22 protein-coding genes are annotated in these 21,384 nt (G+C 38.3%); 9 read left to right on the top strand and 13 right to left on the bottom strand.

What is annotated here, in order from left to right; translation table 11 throughout:
- Window positions 1-8: 8 nt before the first annotated feature.
- Complete coding sequence (locus R0J88_RS02055; RefSeq protein WP_410898908.1) at window positions 9-1,313, bottom strand: amidohydrolase family protein; 1,305 nt, start codon at window positions 1,311-1,313, stop codon at window positions 9-11.
- 153 nt (window positions 1,314-1,466) lie between these two features.
- Between R0J88_RS02055 and R0J88_RS02060 the strand changes: the two genes are divergently transcribed.
- On the top strand, window positions 1,467-2,540 hold the full coding sequence (locus tag R0J88_RS02060) for a ketoacyl-ACP synthase III (RefSeq protein ID WP_410898909.1): 1,074 nt from the start codon (window positions 1,467-1,469) through the stop codon (window positions 2,538-2,540).
- Between the two features lie 68 nt (window positions 2,541-2,608).
- Window positions 2,609-2,995 (top strand): VOC family protein, encoded by a 387-nt coding sequence (locus R0J88_RS02065; protein ID WP_410898910.1) that lies wholly within the window; start codon window positions 2,609-2,611, stop codon window positions 2,993-2,995.
- Window positions 2,996-3,026: 31 nt separating this feature from the next.
- On the opposite strand, the gene R0J88_RS02070 is transcribed toward R0J88_RS02065, so the two are convergent.
- On the bottom strand, window positions 3,027-4,391 hold the full coding sequence (locus R0J88_RS02070; RefSeq protein WP_138739613.1) for a leucyl aminopeptidase family protein: 1,365 nt from the start codon (window positions 4,389-4,391) through the stop codon (window positions 3,027-3,029).
- An 88-nt stretch (window positions 4,392-4,479) separates the two neighbouring features.
- Window positions 4,480-4,902, bottom strand: a complete 423-nt coding sequence (locus R0J88_RS02075) for a hypothetical protein (protein WP_033018928.1) — start codon at window positions 4,900-4,902, stop codon at window positions 4,480-4,482.
- Between the two features lie 102 nt (window positions 4,903-5,004).
- Between R0J88_RS02075 and R0J88_RS02080 the strand changes: the two genes are divergently transcribed.
- The 3 genes from R0J88_RS02080 to R0J88_RS02090 all read left to right on the top strand — a co-directional run bounded on the left by R0J88_RS02080 (window position 5,005) and on the right by R0J88_RS02090 (window position 9,610).
- Window positions 5,005-5,175, top strand: a complete 171-nt coding sequence (locus R0J88_RS02080; protein WP_410898911.1) for an oxidoreductase-like domain-containing protein — start codon at window positions 5,005-5,007, stop codon at window positions 5,173-5,175.
- Between the two features lie 330 nt (window positions 5,176-5,505).
- Window positions 5,506-8,088, top strand: coding sequence for a TonB-dependent receptor plug domain-containing protein (locus R0J88_RS02085; protein ID WP_058429804.1), 2,583 nt, complete (start codon window positions 5,506-5,508; stop codon window positions 8,086-8,088).
- Window positions 8,089-8,173: 85 nt separating this feature from the next.
- A complete protein-coding gene (locus tag R0J88_RS02090) occupies window positions 8,174-9,610 on the top strand; it encodes a tetratricopeptide repeat-containing sulfotransferase family protein (RefSeq protein WP_410898912.1) in 1,437 nt (478 codons plus the stop codon).
- On the opposite strand, the gene R0J88_RS02095 is transcribed toward R0J88_RS02090, so the two are convergent.
- On the bottom strand, window positions 9,582-10,496 hold the full coding sequence (locus tag R0J88_RS02095; protein ID WP_006791639.1) for an alpha/beta fold hydrolase: 915 nt from the start codon (window positions 10,494-10,496) through the stop codon (window positions 9,582-9,584). The genes R0J88_RS02090 and R0J88_RS02095 overlap by 29 nt on opposite strands.
- Window positions 10,497-10,624: 128 nt before the next feature.
- Between R0J88_RS02095 and rlmF the strand changes: the two genes are divergently transcribed.
- Window positions 10,625-11,557, top strand: a complete 933-nt coding sequence (gene rlmF / locus R0J88_RS02100) for a 23S rRNA (adenine(1618)-N(6))-methyltransferase RlmF (RefSeq protein ID WP_410898913.1) — start codon at window positions 10,625-10,627, stop codon at window positions 11,555-11,557.
- An 18-nt stretch (window positions 11,558-11,575) separates the two neighbouring features.
- Window positions 11,576-12,580, top strand: a complete 1,005-nt coding sequence (gene ltaE, locus R0J88_RS02105; protein WP_410898914.1) for a low-specificity L-threonine aldolase — start codon at window positions 11,576-11,578, stop codon at window positions 12,578-12,580.
- Here ltaE and R0J88_RS02110 read toward each other — a convergent pair.
- From R0J88_RS02110 to R0J88_RS02130, 5 genes are all read right to left on the bottom strand, one after another.
- Complete coding sequence (locus tag R0J88_RS02110; protein WP_006791636.1) at window positions 12,563-13,147, bottom strand: thymidine kinase; 585 nt, start codon at window positions 13,145-13,147, stop codon at window positions 12,563-12,565. The genes ltaE and R0J88_RS02110 overlap by 18 nt on opposite strands.
- Before the next feature lie 92 nt (window positions 13,148-13,239).
- Window positions 13,240-14,049 carry an amino acid ABC transporter substrate-binding protein gene (locus tag R0J88_RS02115; RefSeq protein ID WP_410898916.1) on the bottom strand — a complete coding sequence of 270 codons (810 nt, stop codon included), beginning with the start codon at window positions 14,047-14,049 and terminating at the stop codon, window positions 13,240-13,242.
- Window positions 14,050-14,122: 73 nt separating this feature from the next.
- On the bottom strand, window positions 14,123-14,593 hold the full coding sequence (locus R0J88_RS02120) for a methylated-DNA--[protein]-cysteine S-methyltransferase (RefSeq protein ID WP_410898917.1): 471 nt from the start codon (window positions 14,591-14,593) through the stop codon (window positions 14,123-14,125).
- Window positions 14,590-15,945, bottom strand: coding sequence for a DNA-3-methyladenine glycosylase 2 family protein (locus tag R0J88_RS02125; protein WP_410898918.1), 1,356 nt, complete (start codon window positions 15,943-15,945; stop codon window positions 14,590-14,592). Before R0J88_RS02125 ends, R0J88_RS02120 begins: the two co-directional genes overlap by 4 nt.
- 77 nt (window positions 15,946-16,022) lie before the next feature.
- Window positions 16,023-16,505, bottom strand: a complete 483-nt coding sequence (locus R0J88_RS02130) for a GNAT family N-acetyltransferase (protein ID WP_410898919.1) — start codon at window positions 16,503-16,505, stop codon at window positions 16,023-16,025.
- A 450-nt stretch (window positions 16,506-16,955) separates the two neighbouring features.
- Here R0J88_RS02130 and bfr (R0J88_RS02135) point away from each other — a divergent pair, with 450 nt between their 5' ends.
- Window positions 16,956-17,426 (top strand): bacterioferritin, encoded by a 471-nt coding sequence (bfr, locus tag R0J88_RS02135; protein ID WP_006791631.1) that lies wholly within the window; start codon window positions 16,956-16,958, stop codon window positions 17,424-17,426.
- Window positions 17,427-17,440: 14 nt separating this feature from the next.
- A complete protein-coding gene (bfr, locus tag R0J88_RS02140) occupies window positions 17,441-17,905 on the top strand; it encodes a bacterioferritin (RefSeq protein WP_410898920.1) in 465 nt (154 codons plus the stop codon).
- A gap of 67 nt (window positions 17,906-17,972) precedes the next feature.
- On the opposite strand, the gene R0J88_RS02145 is transcribed toward bfr (R0J88_RS02140), so the two are convergent.
- The 4 genes from R0J88_RS02145 to R0J88_RS02160 all read right to left on the bottom strand — a co-directional run bounded on the left by R0J88_RS02145 (window position 17,973) and on the right by R0J88_RS02160 (window position 21,239).
- The gene (locus R0J88_RS02145; RefSeq protein WP_006791629.1) at window positions 17,973-18,167 is read right to left on the bottom strand and encodes a (2Fe-2S)-binding protein; all 195 of its coding nucleotides are present in this window, start codon (window positions 18,165-18,167) and stop codon (window positions 17,973-17,975) included.
- A 413-nt stretch (window positions 18,168-18,580) separates the two neighbouring features.
- Window positions 18,581-19,123 (bottom strand): DUF6436 domain-containing protein, encoded by a 543-nt coding sequence (locus R0J88_RS02150; RefSeq protein ID WP_410898921.1) that lies wholly within the window; start codon window positions 19,121-19,123, stop codon window positions 18,581-18,583.
- Window positions 19,089-20,555: a methyl-accepting chemotaxis protein gene (locus tag R0J88_RS02155; RefSeq protein ID WP_058429850.1), complete on the bottom strand. Its 1,467-nt coding sequence runs from the start codon at window positions 20,553-20,555 to the stop codon at window positions 19,089-19,091. Before R0J88_RS02155 ends, R0J88_RS02150 begins: the two co-directional genes overlap by 35 nt.
- Window positions 20,556-20,687: 132 nt before the next feature.
- Window positions 20,688-21,239, bottom strand: a complete 552-nt coding sequence (locus tag R0J88_RS02160) for an isochorismatase family protein (RefSeq protein ID WP_410898922.1) — start codon at window positions 21,237-21,239, stop codon at window positions 20,688-20,690.
- Between the last annotated feature and the right edge of the window lie 145 nt (window positions 21,240-21,384).

Genomic DNA, 21,384 nt, shown 5'->3' on the forward strand with positions numbered 1-21,384 from the left:
GTGCTTCCCTATTGCTTGTAAATTTGCCCTGCTTTCATAACAAATTGCACGTTTTTAAGTACGTTTATGTCTTCAAGTGGCGAACCATTTACGCTGATAATATCTGCTTGCTTACCAACACTCAAGTCGCCTAACTGATGGCTTTGCCCTAACAATTTAGCAGCATACACTGTGGCTGACTTTATTGCATGCGCCTCACTCATTCCATTATCAACCATTAAACCAAACTCGTTTGCATTAAGACCATGACGCGATACACCCGAGTCGGTACCAAAGGCAATGTTTACCTTGTTTTTAAGCGCTAACTTAAACGATGCCTGCATTTTAGGCGTTACTTCTCGCACTTTATTCGCAATTGCCGCTGGCATATTAGGATTAGTAAGTACCTCTTCACTTACCGTGGCACCAGCAAGCAGTGTGGGAACTAAATAGGCCTGCGTTTTATTGAATAAATCGACTGTTTTTTTATCTAAATAAGACCCGTGCTCTATTGAGTCAACCCCAGCTCTAAGCGCTGCTTTAATTCCTTCTGTTCCGTGGGCATGCGCTGTTACCTTTCGCCCTAAATGATGCGCTGTATTTACAATAGCTGACAGCTCATCATCAGTGAGTTGTTGATTCACTCCCGCTGCGGTATTACTCAACACACCACCCGTTGCAGTAATTTTAATTACATCAGCACCACTTTTAATAACTTCTCTCACAGCACGGCGGCAATCGTCAGCGCCATTACAAATGCCTAATGTCGTTTTAAAAACATCGGTTATGTCTTTTCTGTAGCCATGCATATCAGCATGACCGCCGCTTGGCGATATTGTATTACCGGCTGCAAAAATACGAGGTCCTGCAATGTCTTGTCGTTCAATTGCGCGTTTTAACGGAAAAATAACTTGATAGTCGCTGCCTAAATCACGCACCGACGTAAAGCCGGCATCAAGCGTACGCTGTAAATATTTAATAGAACGAAGCGCATAATCGGCTTCATATTCTGTAGCCCAACGGTGTGGGTTTGCTTTAGCGTCACGTTCAAAAGTTACATGCACATGCATATCAATCAAACCTGGCATAACAAACTGGTTTTTTAAATTAACTATTTCAGCATCGGGTAAATTAAGTACTGACTTTGATACATAACCGTCTTTAATAGCCGTTATTTTGTCATTGGTAACAACTAAGGTTTGTTCTTTTTTTAATGCCTGCTCAGGTGCTACAAGTAAACTACCTGCGTAAATGATTTTAGAGTGTGCTGCGTTTACATTATTAACAAACATTGCCAATACAATTGACGATAATGTTATGAGTGTTGTTTTCATACATGCTCCTTTTTTATACTAGCTTTACTCTAAAAAACCTTTAATAGCGAATATTTACGATACAAAGCATGCTATAAACTAGTCTTATAAGTCGAATTTTGGTATAACTTGCCGGTAATAAATTGAAGTTATACCACCTTAAGAGAACACACTATGCCATACGCACATATCACTGGTTGGGGCAAATGCATACCACCAGCAAGTATTAGCAACGATGAAATTAGCGAAATAGTTGATACCACCGACGAGTGGATCACCACGCGTACTGGCATCAAATCTCGTCGTGTAAGCCATTTAAGCACGGCAGAGCTGGCAACTGTTGCAGCAAAACACGCACTTGCTTGCGCAGGTATTGACGCAAAAGACATTGATCTTGTTATACTTGCAACCTGTACGCCTTCAACAGTTGTTGCAAATACGGCATCCCAAGTGCAAAAAAATATTGGCGCAACAGGCGCAGCCGCCATGGATACGAATGCTGCGTGTTCTGGCTTTTTATACGCATTACAAGCTGCTACTGCGCAAATTCAAGCAGGCATGATCAAAAAAGCGGTCGTTATTGCTGCTGAACGAATGACTTGGTATGTAAACTGGGCGCGCCGCGACAGTGCAGTACTATTTGGTGATGGCGCTGGTGCTGTTGTACTAGAAGCTGCAGAAACACCGGCAGGTTTACTTGGCACTAAAACAGGGTGCGATAGTGAAGACCGCGACATTCTTCATATTACTAACTTTGGTAGTGATTTAAACAAATATGAACCCATTGGCCCGTCTGATCTGCTATTTGAAGGCAGAGAGATATTCAAGCGTGCCGTAAAAGGTATGAGTGAAGCCTGTGACGACGTTCTCGAGCAAGCTAATTTAAGCCTAGACGACATAAACGTACTAGTACCACATCAGGCTAATTTACGCATAATTCAGGCAATCCAGCACCGTTTAAAAGTACCTGATGAAAAAGTAATGGTTAACATTGCAGATTATGGCAACACATCAGCTGCAACCATTGCTATTGCGCTATGTGAAGCAGTTGAACAAGGGTTAATAAAGCCTCATTCAAATATTATGTCTGCGGCTTTTGGCGCGGGTTTAACATGGGCTGCAAGCTACATAAAATGGGGCGAACGTGTAACTCCAATTAGCGTTAGCGACGCACAATTAGCACCTTGCACCCAAACAGGTTTAGAGCTTGTGGCGCCAGCTGTAAAAGCATGTAAAGACGCTGAATAAGCTTGCTTTAAAAACGTATAATTAAAACGCACTTTTTAGTGCGTTTTTTATTTAAGGAAGATAAATTTATGGAGCTTTTAGGTATTCATCATGCTGCAATTATTTGCAGTAATTATCCTCGCTCTAAACATTTTTATAGTGAAATTTTAAAACTCAACATTATTAACGAGCATTATAGGGAAAAGCGTAATTCGTATAAGTTAGACTTAGCAATGCCTGATGGTAGTCAAGTTGAGTTGTTTTCGTTTGAGGGTGCGCCCTCAAGGCCTAGTTACCCGGAAGCACAAGGCTTACGCCATTTAGAGTTTAAAGTCGACAATGTAACTAAAGCAAAAGAATATTTAGAAAGTAAAAGTGTTGCAGTTGAAGAGATTAGAATTGATGAAATTACAGGTAAAAAATTTACTTTTTTTGCCGACCCAGATGATTTACCGCTAGAGCTATATGAAGTTTAAGCTTCATATAGCGCTAATGTTTTACGGGTAATTAATGATTAAAGCGGTTTTGCAAATAGTTAAACACGGCTCTAATGCCAAGTGCTTCACCGCCAGCAGGGCGACCTGGCAGCGCACGTAAATTCCATGCCATCACATCAAAATGCACCCAAGGCGTGGTTGGCTCTACAAATTCTTTTAAGTAAAGTGCGGCGGTAATTGCGCCACCAAATGGTGTACTTGCACTATTAGCCATATCTGCGACATCACTTTTCAAAAATCCACGATACTGCTCAAATAAAGGCAACTGCCAAACAGGGTCATTCACACTGATTCCTGCATCAATTATACCATTTGCTACATCACGCTCTGTAGAAAAGAAACCAGGTAACTCAGTACCTAACGCTACACGACATGCCCCTGTTAATGTTGCAAAATCAATAATAAGCTCCGGATTATCGTTTTGTGCTTCACTTAACGCGTCACACAAAACTAAACGCCCTTCAGCATCCGTGTTATCTATTTCAACCATAATACCTTTGCGCGTTTTTACAACATCGCCCGGGCGAAATGCATTTCGCGACACCGCATTTTCAACTGCCGGTACTAATACTCTCAAACGGACAGGCAATTTAGCAGCCATAATCAGCTGAGCTAATGCAATAACATGCGCAGCACCGCCCATGTCTTTTTTCATATTACGCATACCATTGCTTGGCTTTAAGTCGAGCCCGCCAGAGTCAAAACACACACCTTTACCAACAAGCGTTATTAGTGGCGCATCATCTGCTCCCCACTTTAAATCAAGCAAACGCGGTTTATTCTCGCTTGCACGACCTACCATATGAATAGTTGGGTAGTTTTGCTCTAACAATTCATCGCCTATCCATTGTGAAAAATCACCGCCATGAGTTGAAGCCAAATCTTCCATCACTTGCGATAAATGTTGCGGCATCATATCGACGGCAGGCGTGTTTACTAAATCACGCGCTAAAAAAATAGCTTCCGCTTGCTGTTTGATACGCGTGTAAAGCTGTTCATCGCCAATACACAACTCGGCTTTAACAGTCGGTTTTTCTTTGTATTCACTAAATTCGTAGCCACCAAGAACAAATCCTAATGCCACAAACTCTATAAACGTATCGTCACCTTGAATTTGATAACTACCCACTGGTAGCGTATTGGCCAAATTGCCAGCAGCCCAAAAGTCGTTTGGGCTTTGCATTAAACAAATTACTTGGGACAACTCCCCGGAATTGCTATCGGGAATTAACGCTAAACCTTGCTTTTCAAAGCCTGTATTGTTTAGCCAATTTTGAATAAATGTAGGCTGCTTTGCTTGCCAATCAGAGAGTTCGCTTTTAAGAATAAATGATAAAGGAATACCAGAAGATGTATTGCGAAGTAATGCACTCATTAAATAGCTCATAATTTGTAAAAATTGTTCTTATGAGGATATCAATAAGCACTATTAAAAGGTATCGCTAATTGTCGGGTTTTTAGTGTTATTTATTGTGTATATTTTTTTTAACTGATTCTTGATGCGATTGTTCTATTTCGTTATCAAGTTCTTTTATTGATTTATTAATGCTAAACGAGCTGGGCAATACATCCACCCCCACTAACCGCCCTAACTTAACAACAAGTGGAATAGTAACAGGTGAAAAAGGAAGCACAGCAAATACGCCCAATCCAAGGCCTTTTAAAATATCGACAAACTGCTCATTCGCTCGTTTAAGCTCTGCACTATTTGTTTGCCCTTGTGTGTAACGCTTGTATATGGCCAACATCTCTTTAGTTTCTTGTTTTTCTTGTGCAAGTGCAATTTTAAGCGCCACCATAGCACGACGAAAACGAAGCTGTTGACGCTTTTTACTAATTTTTACTACACGCCAAGGAGCACGGTGAATAACTTTATATAATCGCATTTCTATATTTTCACACATGCTGTTGGGTTAACAAAGAATAATTTACTTGATTATGACTATACTTTATCCTTCGCACCAAACTAGTGCCAAAAAGTAGCAACTATGACTGATTTCACAACTCAAATTCCACAAAAACCTGAAAAACCAAAATCTGATGAATGTTGCGGCAGTGGCAATTGTTATTCATGTGTGTGGGATGAATATAGAGAAAAATTAGCAACATGGAAATTAACAAATTTGCAAACTAAAACAAAAAAAAAGGATGACATTTAAAAAGCCAACCTCGAAAACCCCTTCCCCACCTGCATTAATATTCCCAATTATATCTTAACCTGCACACAAATGGTTATAACTAGCACTAAAATGCACCACCTTTGGATTTTTTACCTAATTAAAGTTTTGTTATTTAATAGTTAATTAATAATTGCTCTTGTTGTTTTTTATGTATAGTCTGTATTCAGGAGTTAACAAAAGTTGAGTATTTACGCTCTTTTGATTCGATATTTCAATCGCGTAAAACCACTCTGTTCGTTCCACAATTATGATTAAGGCGTGCTTTAAAGTACGACTAAAACAAAATTATTCTAACTGGGGAAATTTAGAATGAAATTAAAAAATAATACGCTAAACCAAGCGATTAAATTTGCATTAGCCACAACCACCGCCGGATTATTCATCTCGGGCTCTGCAATAGCAGCAGATGAACAAAGCGAAGTTAAAGTTAATAAGAATGTAGAGAAAATTGCTGTAGTAGGTACGCGTTCAGCTCCACGTTCAATTGGTGATTCACCCGTTCCTATTGATATCATAGGTGGCGAAGAGCTAGAAAAGTCAGGTAACACTGACATGCTAGAACTTCTTAAAGGCTCAGTTCCTTCTTTCAACGTTCATCAAAACCCTATTAGTGATGCAGCATCACTAGTTCGCCCTGCTAACCTTCGTGGTTTGCCATCAGACAGCACTTTAATACTTTTAAACGGCAAACGTCGTCACCGTGCATCTGTAATCGCCTTTTTAGGTGGTGGTATTAACGATGGTGCACAAGGCGCCGATATTTCAGTTATTCCTAGCATTGCAATTAAACAAGTAGAAGTACTCCGTGACGGTGCAGCCGCTCAGTATGGTTCTGATGCTATTGCAGGTGTAATGAACTTCCAATTAAAAGACGCTTCAGAAGGCGGTAAGTTTGAAGTTCGTAAAGGTCAATATTTTGAAGGCGACGGCGATACAACTCAAATTTCTGGTAACGTAGGTTTACCGTTTACAGACAGTGGTTTTGCAAACTTAAGCTTCCAATACAAAACAGCAGATGCAACGAGTCGTTCAGTTCAACGCCCAGATGCAGCAGGTTTTGCAGCAGCAGGCGTACCTGATGTTTCGTCTCTTGCTCAAGTTTGGGGTGCACCAGAAGTTGATGACGATATCTCACTTTTTGGTAATGTAGGCCTAGACTTAACAAACAACTCACAATTTTACATGTTTGGTAACTACTCTGAGCGCGATGTACGTGGTGGCTTTTACTATCGTAACCCGCATACTCGTTCAGGTGTATATTCAAACGATGATGGCGCAACACTCCTTGTTGCAGACTTAACTGACGACATGAGCGCCAACTGTCCTACCATTTCAATTACAGATGGTAATGTATTAGACGACCCGGCTTACATTAACGGTGTAGCTAACAACCCAGATTGTTTTGCATTTAACGAAATGATCCCGGGTGGTTTTACACCAAACTTTGGTGGCAACATTACTGATACCTCTTTAACCATTGGTACTAAAGGTGAATTTACAGACGGCTTCATGAAGGACGTATTGTATGACCTGAGTGGTACTGTGGGTTTAAATGAATCACGTTACTTTATTTACAACACGGTGAATGCATCTTTAGGTCCAGATACACCACGCGACTTTAGCCCTGGTAAATATGAGCAGTTAGAGAAAAACTTTAACTTAGACCTATCTAAAGGCTACGACTTTGGCCTAGCATATGATGTGAACGTAGCCGGTGGTTTAGAATGGCATGAAGAAACATTTACAATCATCTCAGGTGATGAAGCATCATACACTGCGGGCCCATTAACAGCGCAAGGTTTTGGCATTGGTTCAAACGGCTTCCCTGGATTCAAGCCGTCGCAAGCAGGTGAGTTTACACGCCGTAACTACGCAGCATTTGTCGACGTTGAAGCACCATTTACAGAAGACTTCTTAATGGGCTTAGCGCTTCGATTTGAAGACTACGACTCGTTTGGTAGCACAACAAACTACAAATTAATGGCTCAGTATCATGTAACTGAAGATCTAAATATTCGTGGTTCAATTAGCACAGGTTTCCGTGCACCAACCGTTGGTCAAGCAAACGTTAGTAACGTTCAAACAAACTTAAGTGACGGTGTGTTAAGAGATTCTGCATTATTACCACCAACTAACCCAGTTGCTGTTCAACTAGGTGGTACAGAACTTGAGCCTGAAGAATCGCAAAGTTATACATTTGGTGCAGTTTATACAATTGGCGATTTGTTCCTAACAGTTGATTACTACAACATTCAAGTTGAAGACCGTATCAGTCAATCTGAAAAAATTACGCTTAGCCAAGCTGACAAAGATACACTTTCAGCTGCGGGTGTACCTAATGTTGAAGGTCTTGCGCAAGTTAGTTTCTTCACTAATGACTTTGATACAACAACTCAAGGTGTTGATGTTGTAGCTAATTACACAGCAGATATTTTAGGTGGCAGCTCTACATTTAGCCTTGCTTACAACTGGAATGAAACTGAAGTAACTAAGTTCAGTGATATTACGGGTGAGTTTAAAGTTAAACGCCTAGAAGAAGACTTACCTAACCACCGTGCAACACTTACGTGGGCACAACAGTGGGAGTCAATCTCTGCGTTTACTCGTCTTAACTACTATGGCGAATATCAAGGTGTTCACGTAGATTACGATGCAACAGCTAAAACAGCAGACGCATCTGTAACGCTTGATGCAGAAATTACGTACTTTGTGAACGATTCAATCAGCTTCTCTGTAGGTGCACAAAACTTACTTGACCAAGATGCTGAAAAACTTGATTTCCAAGATGCAACGGGTATCCCAAATAATAACTGGGGTGGTAAATACTACGAAACATCTCCTTACGGTATTAACGGTGGTTTCTACTACGCTAAGGCCACGTATACTTTCTAATTTTTAGAATGAAAGCATTAAGGCGAAATGTTAAGACATTTCGCCTTTTTTATTTTATAGTAAATAAAAAATAAAATGCCCCACTATGCTACTAGATAAAGCCAACAAACTACTCGAACAAAACAAGCTCAAAGAAGCTGAATTTCATTACAAAACGATACTTGCTACTGAGCCCGAAAATGGCGAAGCCTTATTTGGTTTAGGTAAAATAGCACTAAGACTAGAAAAGTTTGATGCCGCAGTTTATTTACTACAAAAAGCCTGCGAACGTTTACCGCACATGTTAGAACCGCTTCACGCATTGGCAGACGCTTTTAATGGTGTTAATTCACCACAGGACGCACTTACCGTATTAGAATATGCAAAAAGCCTAGCAAGCCATAACCCTGAACCACATTATTACTTAGCCCAGCATTATTTAACACATGGTGATTTGGATAAAGCGCACACAACATTTGCACACGCATTGAGTATGGGCTTATACCCTGTCACAGCCTATATTTTATTTGAATTAGTACAACTTGGCCGTTTTAATAAAGAACACAATTACATTAGTAATTTGCATCACTTAGTAACTCAAACTAACAACCTACGTCTTAAAATGGTGTGTTACTACGCATTAGGCAAAAGTTACGATAAACTAAACGATACAGATCAAGCTTTTAACTATTTTGAGCTAGCAAATACGCTACAATATAAATTGAGTACGTTTACAACCAAAGAGCTTGACCCTTTTTATGATCAGATCATTAAATACAGTACTCTAGATTTATTAGCTTCACGTGAAGAAGACTTTTCCGCAACAATCACGCCTGTATTTATAATTGGCATGCCAAGAAGCGGGTCAACTCTACTAGAGCAAATGCTTATAAGTCATAGCGAATGTTCAAGCCTAGGCGAAAACACGAGTATTAGTAATAATGTTGTTGCCTTTTTAGAGCAAAAAACCAAAACTCCGTATCCTCAGTGCTTAGCCAATTTAACGCCTAGCCTAATTAATCAAGCTCGTAATATTTATATTGATACACTAAAAACAGCGACACCGTTAAAGCCGATTATTATTAATAAGCTACCAAGCAATTATCAATCGCTCGGGCTGATTTATATTTTATTTCCAAACGCTAAGTTTATTAATTTATCACGTAACGTTAATGCCACAGCATTTTCTGTATTTAGTAATTATTTTGCTGAGAACGAGCCGTACTTTTGCTCTTTAACTGAATTTAAGCACTACCATGGCTTATATGAAAAACTAATGACACATTGGAATACTTTAAGATTACCTGTGTTTAATTTAGCCTATGAAGACTTAGTAAATAATCCTGAAGACCAATTAAATACTCTTTTTGAGTTTTTAGGGTGTAAATATGAGCAAAACTGCTTATCGTTTTACAATCAAAAAAGAGCCGTCACAACACTGAGCAAACAAGCTGTTCGCCAGCCAGTAAATACAAATGCCGTTAGTAAATGGGAACGATACCAAGTCCCCTTGCTCAAGCTAATGAACAAGGGTGACTCTTAAACCATTGAAGTAAATCGTTAAATTGCTCTTTGCGGGCTATTGGATGAGTTAACATATTTATGTGGTCGTAATCTATACGGTGTCCATGGCGACGACCATAAATACGCATTTGTTGAATACCTGGGCCAGATTCATCAATAAACCTTTGAATATCAATAGGCTGCGCTAATGCTTTATCTTTAACCGCTGCAATATGTAGCGTAGGTGGCAAATGAAGTGAACGCAATGCTTTTGCATAATCAAAATTATCATCGGAATCAACCCAAGGCTTTTTTTTAGCCCACTGCATGCTTTGATAATGCGACTTTTGGGTTTCGTCGTCACTTCCCCACTTTAAGCGCTTTGCAGGTAAATACCCGTGCTTTTTAGCTAGTAATGGCGCCATAAAATACCAAATAAAATTAGCTTGAAGTAACTTTTTTGGATGATTGTTAAACAGTGAGCGTTTTGAACCAAAGTAAACACATGCTTTTACATCATCAATATAATGTGGAAAGCGTGCAAATACGCTATTCATTAAAACGCCACCCCACGAATGGGCCACCCAGTAATCTGGTTTAGAACCTTCGAGCTGCTCAATTTTATTAATAAACGCGGGAATATCTTCTAATATAGCTTCGGTTTGCCCATAGGCAGCAGATTTAGATATAACAGGCTTACTTTCTCCGCGCCCGCGCAGATCAGCGACATAGCAACGATATCCGTGCTCAGCTAAAAATGGAGCAAGACCTTTATTACTATGTGTATAAAAAATTTTGCCATTTTCGACTGCACCATGCATAAAGAATACGATGGGACCATTTTGTTGTTCATCGAATATTTTGCGTAAATGCAGTGTTTGTTTATCTGCTAAATTTATAGTTATTGATTGTTGAGAAATGGCCACGCTTAATCCTTATTGTTACCCTCAACTCATCGTACCAGTATTTTTAAATATGCCAAAGTAATTGTCTGCACTTTAATTACGAGGATTTGTTACAATTAACTATTGATATAGATTGCTAAAATAAATTCATGACTAAAAATACACCACGTGCAAAACTACACCCACGCAATCAGCATAATAACGGTTACGATTTTAACTTACTAACAGCTGCGCTGCCGGCTTTAAGCCCTTATATAGTTAACACGCCTGCAGGTACTAAAAGTATTGACTTTGCAAATAATAAAGCAGTAAAAACACTCAACCAAGCGCTACTCAAAGCGCACTATAATATTGAATTTTGGGATATTCCCGAGCACAACTTATGCCCACCAATACCAGGGCGGGTAGACTATATCCATCACTTGGCCGATCTATTAAGCGAAGATAATAAACAAACAATCCCGCAAGGTAAGCAGGTTAAAGTACTTGATATAGGTACTGGTGCAAATTTAGTTTATCCATTAACAGGGACGAGTGAATATAACTGGCACTTCACTGGCTCAGATATAGACCCTGTCTCGGTTAAAATAGCCAAGCAAATTGCACAATTTAATGCCTTAAAAATAACGGTTAAGCTGCAAAAAAAACCGGCTAATATATTTAAAGGTGTTATAAACCAAAAAGATTTATATCACTTAACGCTTTGTAACCCGCCATTTCATGCAAGCGAACAAGAGGCAAAAAAAGGAAGTGAACGGAAATGGAAAAACTTAGGAAAAGCGCCCAGTAAAACGCTTAACTTTGGTGGTAACAACAACGAGCTTTGGTGCGAAGGTGGTGAAGTACAATTTATTACAACAATGATTGCAGAAAGTGAAGAATTTGCACAACAAGTGTTGTGGTTTACATCTTTAGTCTCAAAAAAAGACTCACTTAGTACACTTGAAGCAAAACTAAAAACATACCCAATTGCGGAATATAAAATTATTGATATGGCTCAAGGGCAAAAAGTTAGCCGATTTCTTGCTTGGAGTTACTTTGATAAAGAGACGCGTGAACAAATTTGTAATGAACTTGATTAAATAAGAAAAAGGAAAAATATGATAGATTTTCGTTCAGATACGGTCACCAAGCCAACAATAGAAATGCGCGATATCATGTACAGTGCACCAGTCGGTGATGATGTTTATGGCGACGATGAAAGTGTAAATAACCTAGAAAACTTCGCTTCTACTCGTTTTAATTTTGAAGCCGCACTTTTTTGCAGCTCTGGAACACAAGCAAATTTACTTGGTTTAATGGCACATTGTGAACGTGGGGACGAATATATTTGTGGCCAAAATGCGCATAATTATAAATTTGAAGGTGGTGGTGCAGCAGTTCTAGGCTCTATACAGCCACAACCGATAGAAAACGAACAAAACGGTTCCATTAACTTCAATAAAATAGCCGCTGCAATTAAACCAGACGATAGCCACTTTGCAAAAACGCGATTACTAAGCCTAGAAAATACCATTGGCGGTAAAGTACTTAGCCTAGAGTACCTCGCCCAAGCACGAGATTTTGTTAATGAGCATAATTTAGCTCTGCATTTAGATGGCGCACGTGCGTTTAATGCATCAGTTGAGTTAGAAGTTGATATTAAACAAATAACGAAACATTTTGACTCTGTGTCTATTTGCTTATCTAAAGGGTTAGGTGCACCGGTTGGATCTTTATTATTGGGGTCATCTTCGTTGGTAAATAAAGCTAGGCGATGGCGTAAAGTACTTGGTGGTGGTATGCGACAAGCCGGAATGCTCGCTGCTGCTGGGCAATATGCGCTTGAAAATAACATAAGTCGCTTAAAAGACGATCATGCTAATGCGCGCTACCTAGCTGAATGTTTAAGCTCACTTGAAGGCTTTAACGTAGATATGAGTAATACGACCAATATGGTGTATGCATCTTGTGATGAAGATTTTAATATTGTAGATATAGCTGAGAAGCTAAAACAGCAAGGTGTTCTAATAAGCCCAAGTAAACAACTTAGGCTAGTCACGCATTTAGGGATAACTCGAAAAGATATAGACACCTTTATTAACGCGTTATCGGCCCATATTTAAAGCGGCTTTGTAATGTTTGCGGCATACCGATACATAACGATCGTTGCCGCCAATTTCAACTTGATTACCATCGGCAATCGCATCACCATTTTCATCTGTACGTAATACGTGATTGGCTTTGCGCCCACAATGGCACACCGTTTTAAGCTCAATTAGTTTATCAGCCCAAGCTAGTAGGTATTGAGAGCCAACAAACAACTCACCTCTAAAGTCGTTTCGTAAACCGTAGCAAAGCACAGGAATGCCTAACTCATCTACTACATCAGTTAACTGCATGACTTGCTCTTTGGATAAAAACTGACATTCATCGACTAATATACAATGGCGCTTTTTTTCATTGTTAAGCAATTGAATCAACTCATACACATCTTTACTTGCATCAAATACATGTGCATCTGCTTGCAAACCTATTCGAGACGAAACCTTGCCAACACCTTCTCTATCGTCAATAGCTGCAGTAAGGATAACTGGCTCCATACCTCGCTCTTTATAATTAAAAGCCGATTGTAATAAGGTGGTAGATTTTCCCGCATTCATTGCAGAATAGTAAAAGTATAATTGAGCCATGATGGTGCCAAGTTACAAAAAGTGCGCTTATGCTACCCTAATATGCACTGAATACCAATTTCAAACGCCAAATAAGCTTATGATTTAAAGTATTAGTTTTGAGGTTGTTTGGCAGAATTTAAATAATCAATGTAGATAGGAGCCGAATCAAATTCACTAACCCACTGCCACATTTTATGACTAAGCGTCGGATGATTTTCATAAAATTGATGCGAAAAAACTAAATAACCAAGCGTAAATTCGTATGGGGGAAATAGTGCTTTTACATCGGTGTCACTATAAGGGTAACTAGACGCTTTAATTTTATCAACTTGGCAAATATCTATGCTTGAGTCCACAACCCCTTTGTTAAGTAGCTCAAATGCACTTTCTTTTGACACCGTCTCGTGAACAAAAAGAGGTTCTTTTTTTAAAACAGCGCTCAAGCCATAACCGCTTGGCACAGCAATTGTAAATGTTTTGGTATTAAACTTATCGCGTGATTGCCATTGCGATCGAAATTTATCACGACCTAACAAGCAGCTGCCAAACCTGCTAATAGCAAACTGAGCATTAGGTTTTGCATCTTCATCCATTGGGTAAACGGCTATTCGCTCTCTGCCTTCTCTGAAGCTAGCAATAACTGCATTTACTTTATTTGATTCAAGATCTTTCAAGCACCTTCGCCAAGGTTTCCTTACAAACTCAATATCAACGCCATCAACCGCATCATCTAATAGCCGGAGTACGTCTGCCGAAGCTCCGGGCCTTTGAGTTGGGATCTCTTGCCCTGCACCTAAAAACATTGGCGCAATTTCCTTGTCTTCATAGCAAAAAAGCAACCTTTTAGCAGCGGCGTTTGCAACATTAATAGGTACGATGCATAAAAAGATAAATATATAAAATAGTGTATTAAATTGCATAGCTATTTTTTATTAGAGTATTTTTTATAGTGTAACCTTTATAATATATGATACAAAACTTAAGGCTACTAATTCACAAAACCCCTTCGTGTTTTAGGAGCCAGCGTTTTCTTTCGAGTCCACCAGCGTATCCTGTGAGCGTTGCATTTGCGCCAATAATTCTATGACAAGGCACGATAATGCTAATTGGGTTTTTACCGTTAGCTGCCCCCACCGCTCTTACCGCTTTTGGGTTATTTAATGCGTGAGCAATATCACCATACGTATTGGTTTTACCGTAAGGAACATCCAAAAGTGCGTTCCATACACTTTTTTGAAATTCAGTCCCTTTAGTATCCAATGGAACATTAAATGTTTTACGCTTTTTATTAAAATACTCTTTTAATTGCAGCGCACAGCTTAATATCGGCTCATTAGTTGCTTTAGCAAGAGGCACATGTGGGTAGGTTTCAAGCGGATAAAAGCCAACGTAACTCACCCCTTTTTCAGTTGCTTGAATTATTATATTGTCTATGGGACTTGTTATGTATGTTTGAATAATCATGATAGTTGCTGCCAAAGTTGAAACGTTAAATAGGAACGAAATGGGGTGCACTTTTCACTGTTAAACGAACTTGCCGCAGCTTGTGCTTTTTTAATTCCTAAATCACCATCAAGTAATATATCGGGTTGGCTTTGCCCTCTTAATTTTGCATAGTTCACAGTCCATGGGCCTATTCCTTTTAAGTTAAGCCATAAATCTAAGTCACTATTGCCAGGGTTATTGGCGCAAAACAAAGCTAAATTATGTAGCGCATTTTTGCGCGCTTGTGGCATTTTAAAAAAATCAAAGCTGCTTTGTGCTACCTGTTCGGCACTCGGAAAATACACATGGTTTACGTCTTTTTCTCCAAGCTCATCAACTAGTTTAGTGACTAAGCTATGCGCTGCGGCTACGCTTACTTGTTGTCCTAGCACAGCCCTAATACCAGCCTCAAACTCTGACCAAATACCTGGCAACCTAAGTCCGTTACAGAGTGTGAATGCATTGTTTATGTTTGTATTTAAATGAGTTTCTATTAAATTAATATCAGCATCTAAGTCTAGAACCCGCCGTATGTTATTTATAACTGTTTGCAAATATTGCGTGTCGTCTATCTCTACCTTTACTTTAAAGTGATGCTTATTTTCGATAAATTCGGCAGTGAAACATCCTTTATAAAGCGTATTTGAAAACGTACGCCCGTAGCTATTTTCCGAAATCCATTCAACAGGTTTAATTAAACGTTTTTCTATAAACGAGCGTAAAGCAAGCCAATTATAAGGAGGCCTAAAAGGAAGGGTTAAGGTAAGTGACGTACTTTGAATTTTGGTATTTTGACGCAGTGCTGATGGTGTCATATTTAATTGTTTGAAAAAAGCATCGTTAAATCGCCTTGTACTTTTAAAACCTGCCGCATATGCAATGTCGGTTAGCGATAAATGCGTTTCTTGTATCAGCTTTTTTGCAAAATGACATTGCTTAAATAAACGATATTGCGTAAGCGACAAACCAAAATGTTGTTTAAACAAACGTCTTAAATATCGGCTACTCACTCCTAACCTTTCAGCTAACTTTTCGCAATCATGTTCATCGTATTGGTCAATGAGCTGCTTTGCCCTCATAGCGGTTGTTTTGACCCCTTGCCAAGCCGCACTTCCCGGTGCACTGTCTGGCCTACAACGAATGCAAGGCCTAAAACCGTCTTGCGCTGCATTATGAGCAAATTCATAATAAATAACATTTTTTTCAAGCGCAGTAGGCGCTGGACAAATAGGCCTGCAGTAAATACCCGTGCTTTTAACCGCAACATAAAAAAGACCATCAAATCGGTGATCGCGACTTTGACGTGCTTTTTGCCAGTAAGATGAAATCATAAATAGCTCTTTTAATAAGTGATCAGCACAAAGTTTAAATAAATTTTTAACCATTGCTAGCCACAATCGGAACTTAACTATTTAGCAAAATCTATTAACTCTTGACCCGTCAATCGATAAATAATCCATTCAGTTTGGGGCTTTGCACCTATACTGTCATAAAAATCTATAGCAGGCTTATTCCAATCCAAAACAACCCATTCAAAACGACCACAATTATTGCTCAACGCCTTATTAGCTAAATGCTTCATTATGGCTTTACCAGCACCTTTACCACGGCTATCTGGACTTACGTATAAATCTTCAAGATACAAACCGTTTTTACCTAGCCAAGTAGAATAATTGTAAAAGTAAACTGCAAAGCCTATAGGTTCATCGCCATCTAAACATATAATACTGTGCGCTGTGGCGCCTTCGCTAAATAATGTATCTAAAATAGCTTGCTCATTTGTTTTGACCGCATCTGGCTCTTTTTCATATATCGCAAGCTCTGTAATAAAATGTAAGATAATTTTGGCATCGCTTGGCTTCGCATCGCGAATTATAATTGACTTGCTCATAGTAGTGACCCTAAGTGTGCTGCACTATTGTTAAATTAAAATATGTGTTCAGTAAGTATTTATGGTGCTGATAATGTATTACACACCATGAAATTAATGTGTGTTTGAGTATGCCATACATTAATTAGCTTAATTGATTAATAAACAAAAAATATAATTGAATTAAAAACTATTAATGTGGTTTGCTATTTTTTGCACCTGAGTTCAGCGCTATAAAGTTAATTACGACACCCGTATTACCTAAGCTGTTTTAAATATATTTAAGCTACTCTTATTCAAGCAAAAATTGATTATGCGCCCAAAACGCAGAGAGCCTATAAAGCAAGCAACAATGCAAACTTAAATAAGAATCAAAACCAATAGTAACACAATGATTTTTATAGAGAAAACTTGCAATTACTTGGTTTTACACTACACTAGCCATAATTAACAAAGCTATGGTGACATATCATGAAAGGTAATCAAAAAGTAATCGACGCATTTAATGCGCTACTCGCCAACGAGTTAGCTGCAATCGATCAGTATTTTATACACTCTCGCATGTATGATGATTGGGGTTTAAATAAACTTTATGAGCGCCTTAATCATGAAATGGAAGAAGAAAAAGACCATGCTGACTGGTTAATCAAACGTATTTTATTTTTAGAAGGTGTCCCAAACCTTACCAAGCGTCGTGATTTGCTTATTGGAAACGATGTTAAAAGCATGATGCAAAATGATTTAACACTCGAATTAGAAGTTGTTGCCTGCGTAAAAGATGTAATTGCCATCTGTGAAGAACAGCAAGACTACCAATCTCGTGCGATACTCCAAAAACTATTGTTCGATACAGAAGAAGATCATGTTTACTGGTTAGAACAACAACTTGGCCTAATTGAAAAAATTGGCTCAGAAAATTACCATCAATCTCAAATGGGTTAGCAGGAGCTAAAGTTATGAAAGGCGACTTAGAGGTAATTAAAGCGTTAAATAGCGTACTTGCTAATGAACTTGTCGGAATTAATCAATACTTTTTACATGCACGTATGTTTAAAGACTTTGGTTTTAGCCAGCTTGATAAAGCAGACTACAAAGTGTCAATTCAAAAAATGAAAAACGCCGATCGTTTAATTGAGCGCATTTTATTTTTAGAGGGTTTACCAAACCTACAAGACTTAGGCCGTTTACGTATTGGTGAAAACAGCGAAGAAATGATTGCTGCTAACATGAGCTTTGAGCTTGATACTATAGACGAACTTCGCGCTGCGGTTAAATTAGCTGAAAGTAAAAAAGACTACATTAGCCGAGAAGCACTCGACCAAATTTTAAACGAACAAGAAGAGCAAATGGACTGGCTGGAAACACAGCAACAACTTATTGAGAATGTAGGTATAGAAAATTATCTTCAATCTCAACTTTAACAACACGTTATAAACATAAAAAAAGCAGCCACATGGCTGCTTTTTTATGCAGTGTTTTTTAAAATAATTAAGCGACTTGATCTGTTATGTCTGCAATTTGAATCAGCTTGCGATTCAAAATCTTCTTAGTACAACCACAGCATTTTCCGCATTGGCTGCCGACGTTAAGCTCTTTTGCCAACTCACGCATAGTTGTTGCACCATCATCAATTGTTTGTTCAATTTTTTTATCTGTCACACCGTGACATAGACAAATGTACATGATTACAAACCACTCTAATTACTTTCGATATAGTTATATTAATCTAAATAGTAATAGTTATCAATAATTTTTAGGGCATTATTTGAATTTTATTTTAAACCCAATTATAACTTTAGGGTAACCTTTCATACAAAAATTGGTAACTCATTGTTCCCCTGATCTTTTGTCAATTTTATTTAGTATCGCCATTGATTCAAATTAATAGATTGATCATTAAAATCTAATAATTAGTGAATATAGATTAGTTCATTTGAGAGTTGACTAATAAAACTTTCACTCAAAAGTGTGCACTAACACAAATATAAAGCACTTGCATAAAACTACTGACTACTCAGTTAGGCTCTTTTTGATAAAGAAAAAAGAGTGTGATTTAACACTCAACAAATTTACTTTAAGGAAGCGGCCCCCTGAAGCTAAACCCTATTTTTGCAATAACAGCCTTTAGTATCTGCTACAAGTAATTTTGAGTTAAACCCAGCAACTAAGTTAGTCATTGCCGTTTCTACAAAACCACTGCCCTGTGAGCAAGCCAATCCTTCGGATAATGGCCCCGCATAAACAAACTCGCCATTCTTATCCATAATTACTGCGGCTGGCGTAGCTGGAATAACGTGTTGTAACTTAGCTGAATATGGATGTTGAATAATATTAAAGCCTTTTTCGTCAGCAAACCGTTTAAGTGCGGTAATGTGTGCTTTAGCCTGCTTCGCGCAACCACAGTTTTGCTCTATGACAAGAACTAAAGACGCCTCGTGTATTTGCGTATTCAACCCTAGCTGCTTTTTAAAACTTAAAAACCAACCATCCTGTAATAATATTCTGTCACTATCAAACGATTTTAGCTGGCTAACCTGAAAATAAACTAAGCCTGATATAACGAATCCTAACCAGGCTAGTATTATAAACTTTAAAAAATGTGGGCTACTTAAATTTAGCAATTGATTGCTCAAGTACATCAATACTCACGTCGATTAACTGTACTTTGTCGGTGAGCTGCTTAACGATATTGGAATCTTCGTACTGGTTTTGGCGCATTTGGTCTGTGCTATTAGCAATTTGTTCTGTATTACCAGCTTGCTCTGAAACAACTTGTGCAACCGAGGTAGTACTACTGGATACCGCTTTTATCTGTTCACTCATTGCTGAAATGTTTTCTTTCATTGCAGTGCTTATTTCAGTTAAATCAACAACAAAGCTTACGCACTGAGTCATTGATTGAGTAGATGTTTTACTATTTGTAACCAAGTCTTTAAGAGTCAGGCCTATTTTGTCAGTAGTTGCTTTGCTATGGTTTGCCAATGATCGTACTTCATCCGCTACAACTGCGAAGCCCCTTCCGTGCTCGCCAGCTCTGGCGGCTTCAATGGCTGCGTTAAGCGCAAGTAAATTTGTTTGTTCAGCAATTCCAGATATTTCGTTTAATAAGCTTGAGATGACATCGCCGGCAGCAACGAGTTGATTAATTTGCTCTTCTGTATGATTTAACAAATTCAGTAGCTCTCTACTTTTGCTGTCGGTCTGCAATACGTCGTCTAGAGCCCCTTTAGCAGATTGTGTGATGCTATCTACTTGTGTTTTCAACACTTCGCTTTCTTGCTCTACTAATTTGAAACCATGCGCAACTTGAGCACCCGAATTAGCTATATCGTCTGTTTGCTGAGTTCGCTGCTGTGCACCATTCGCTAGTTGATCATGAACTTGTATTAATTCACCCGAATTGGTTTTAAGAGAATACGATTGAGTTTTAACTTGCTTAATAACGTCCGACAAGTAATCGAGCAAGGTGTTAAAACCAACAACGGCTTCACTTTGCGTGTAATCTGCTCTAAGAGATAATTTAATGTGCTCAGAGTTTTCCATGATTTGCTCAGTTGCTGAGCTAAGTGATGTTCCAGCCCGGCGCTCTCTCTCTAAAGTAATTGCTATGTAACCTACAACAAGCACTTCAACTATTGCATAAGCTGCATGAATAATCACAGTGCTAAAAGCAAGCCTATCAGGGTCAAAAACATAAAAGCCCGTATTTTGGGTTTGTAAGTAGTAGAAAGAAAGGTGATGGACGGCAACAAATACAATGGCTGTAATAAAAACTCGCCACTGAACAAAAACAATTAAAATAGGCATTAATATAAAAATTTCAAAATGCACTTCAATTAAGCCAAATGCTTGCTGTATGTGTAAAAAAGAAAACATCATAATTGCAGCAGCGACTATGTGGGGAGTAATAGGGTTATTTTCTTGAGTTTTAAGTAGCCATATTGGTAATAAACACAACGGTAAACCGACTATAAATGCTTGAGTTAACGTACCAAAATAAAGGCCTAATCCTATAGATTCGACGAATAAGATGACAAAAATAACTGTTAATAAACGACTAACACTAGACATAAAGACCCTAACTTTTAATTTTACTAATACATTTAACTTAGTACAAATACAGCCAAATAGTACCAATATTATCAATGAATAATTTAAAATTTAACATTAATAAACATTTAACTTACACTATATACAACTAACCTATTTAATTATAGGTAATATTTTCTTAAACGTAGGCGTAGCTGCAGTTTTTGTCCATTGAAATATAATAATTTCTGCACATGAAATTACCGCTCCGCCATGCTTTAGCTGTTCTATTGCGATACTTTTATGCTCAGCATTACGAGAGCCTATTGCATCTATTACTAAAACCACTTCAAATCCATTTTTTAATAAATCAATACACGTTTGTAAAACACACACGTGCGCCTCAGTGCCCACTACAACAATCGTTTTTTTGCTAAAACTAATTAACTTATCTAAGAAGCCAGCTTCTTCACAAGCACTAAAATGCACCTTACTAAAATACGTAGCATGCGGTAAAACAGATTTAATTTTGTTGTCGGTTTCTCCTAATCCTTGGACGTACTGCTCTGAGATAAGTGTTGGTATGTCGTGCACACAAGATGCCTGCGCTAATTTTAGTGTATTTTTTAAAAGACTTTGAAAATCACTAATCATAGGAGAAAGTCGCTCTTGAATATCTATGATCAGTAAAAGACTATCTTTAGCTTGTATGTTTGTTAAAGCCATTTTAAGACCTCCCTAAAACCCTTAAATAATGTTAAATATTAGTTCATTGCATTAAATTTGCACTGACAAAATATGTTTTTTTTTTGTAAAAACAAAATAAAAACTGTGCTATATTTAACACTTAGCTGTATGTAGCTGCACCTGT

It is taken from the genome of Pseudoalteromonas sp. SIMBA_162 (genome assembly GCF_046535955.1).
Lineage (GTDB): Bacteria > Pseudomonadota > Gammaproteobacteria > Enterobacterales > Alteromonadaceae > Pseudoalteromonas > Pseudoalteromonas marina.

What these genes read in the sequence shown, in the direction of transcription:
- R0J88_RS02055 (WP_410898908.1), bottom strand. Translation starts at nt 1,313, where the DNA reads ATGAAAACAACACTCATAACATTATCGTCAATTGTATTGGCAATGTTT.
- R0J88_RS02060 (WP_410898909.1), top strand. Translation starts at nt 1,467, where the DNA reads ATGCCATACGCACATATCACTGGTTGGGGCAAATGCATACCACCAGCA.
- R0J88_RS02065 (WP_410898910.1), top strand. Translation starts at nt 2,609, where the DNA reads ATGGAGCTTTTAGGTATTCATCATGCTGCAATTATTTGCAGTAATTAT.
- R0J88_RS02070 (WP_138739613.1), bottom strand. Translation starts at nt 4,391, where the DNA reads ATGAGTGCATTACTTCGCAATACATCTTCTGGTATTCCTTTATCATTT.
- R0J88_RS02075 (WP_033018928.1), bottom strand. Translation starts at nt 4,902, where the DNA reads ATGCGATTATATAAAGTTATTCACCGTGCTCCTTGGCGTGTAGTAAAA.
- R0J88_RS02080 (WP_410898911.1), top strand. Translation starts at nt 5,005, where the DNA reads ATGACTGATTTCACAACTCAAATTCCACAAAAACCTGAAAAACCAAAA.
- R0J88_RS02085 (WP_058429804.1), top strand. Translation starts at nt 5,506, where the DNA reads ATGAAATTAAAAAATAATACGCTAAACCAAGCGATTAAATTTGCATTA.
- R0J88_RS02090 (WP_410898912.1), top strand. Translation starts at nt 8,174, where the DNA reads ATGCTACTAGATAAAGCCAACAAACTACTCGAACAAAACAAGCTCAAA.
- rlmF (WP_410898913.1), top strand. Translation starts at nt 10,625, where the DNA reads ATGACTAAAAATACACCACGTGCAAAACTACACCCACGCAATCAGCAT.
- ltaE (WP_410898914.1), top strand. Translation starts at nt 11,576, where the DNA reads ATGATAGATTTTCGTTCAGATACGGTCACCAAGCCAACAATAGAAATG.
- R0J88_RS02110 (WP_006791636.1), bottom strand. Translation starts at nt 13,147, where the DNA reads ATGGCTCAATTATACTTTTACTATTCTGCAATGAATGCGGGAAAATCT.
- R0J88_RS02115 (WP_410898916.1), bottom strand. Translation starts at nt 14,049, where the DNA reads ATGCAATTTAATACACTATTTTATATATTTATCTTTTTATGCATCGTA.
- R0J88_RS02120 (WP_410898917.1), bottom strand. Translation starts at nt 14,593, where the DNA reads ATGATTATTCAAACATACATAACAAGTCCCATAGACAATATAATAATT.
- R0J88_RS02125 (WP_410898918.1), bottom strand. Translation starts at nt 15,945, where the DNA reads ATGATTTCATCTTACTGGCAAAAAGCACGTCAAAGTCGCGATCACCGA.
- R0J88_RS02130 (WP_410898919.1), bottom strand. Translation starts at nt 16,505, where the DNA reads ATGAGCAAGTCAATTATAATTCGCGATGCGAAGCCAAGCGATGCCAAA.
- bfr (WP_006791631.1), top strand. Translation starts at nt 16,956, where the DNA reads ATGAAAGGTAATCAAAAAGTAATCGACGCATTTAATGCGCTACTCGCC.
- bfr (WP_410898920.1), top strand. Translation starts at nt 17,441, where the DNA reads ATGAAAGGCGACTTAGAGGTAATTAAAGCGTTAAATAGCGTACTTGCT.
- R0J88_RS02145 (WP_006791629.1), bottom strand. Translation starts at nt 18,167, where the DNA reads ATGTACATTTGTCTATGTCACGGTGTGACAGATAAAAAAATTGAACAA.
- R0J88_RS02150 (WP_410898921.1), bottom strand. Translation starts at nt 19,123, where the DNA reads ATGTACTTGAGCAATCAATTGCTAAATTTAAGTAGCCCACATTTTTTA.
- R0J88_RS02155 (WP_058429850.1), bottom strand. Translation starts at nt 20,555, where the DNA reads ATGTCTAGTGTTAGTCGTTTATTAACAGTTATTTTTGTCATCTTATTC.
- R0J88_RS02160 (WP_410898922.1), bottom strand. Translation starts at nt 21,239, where the DNA reads ATGGCTTTAACAAACATACAAGCTAAAGATAGTCTTTTACTGATCATA.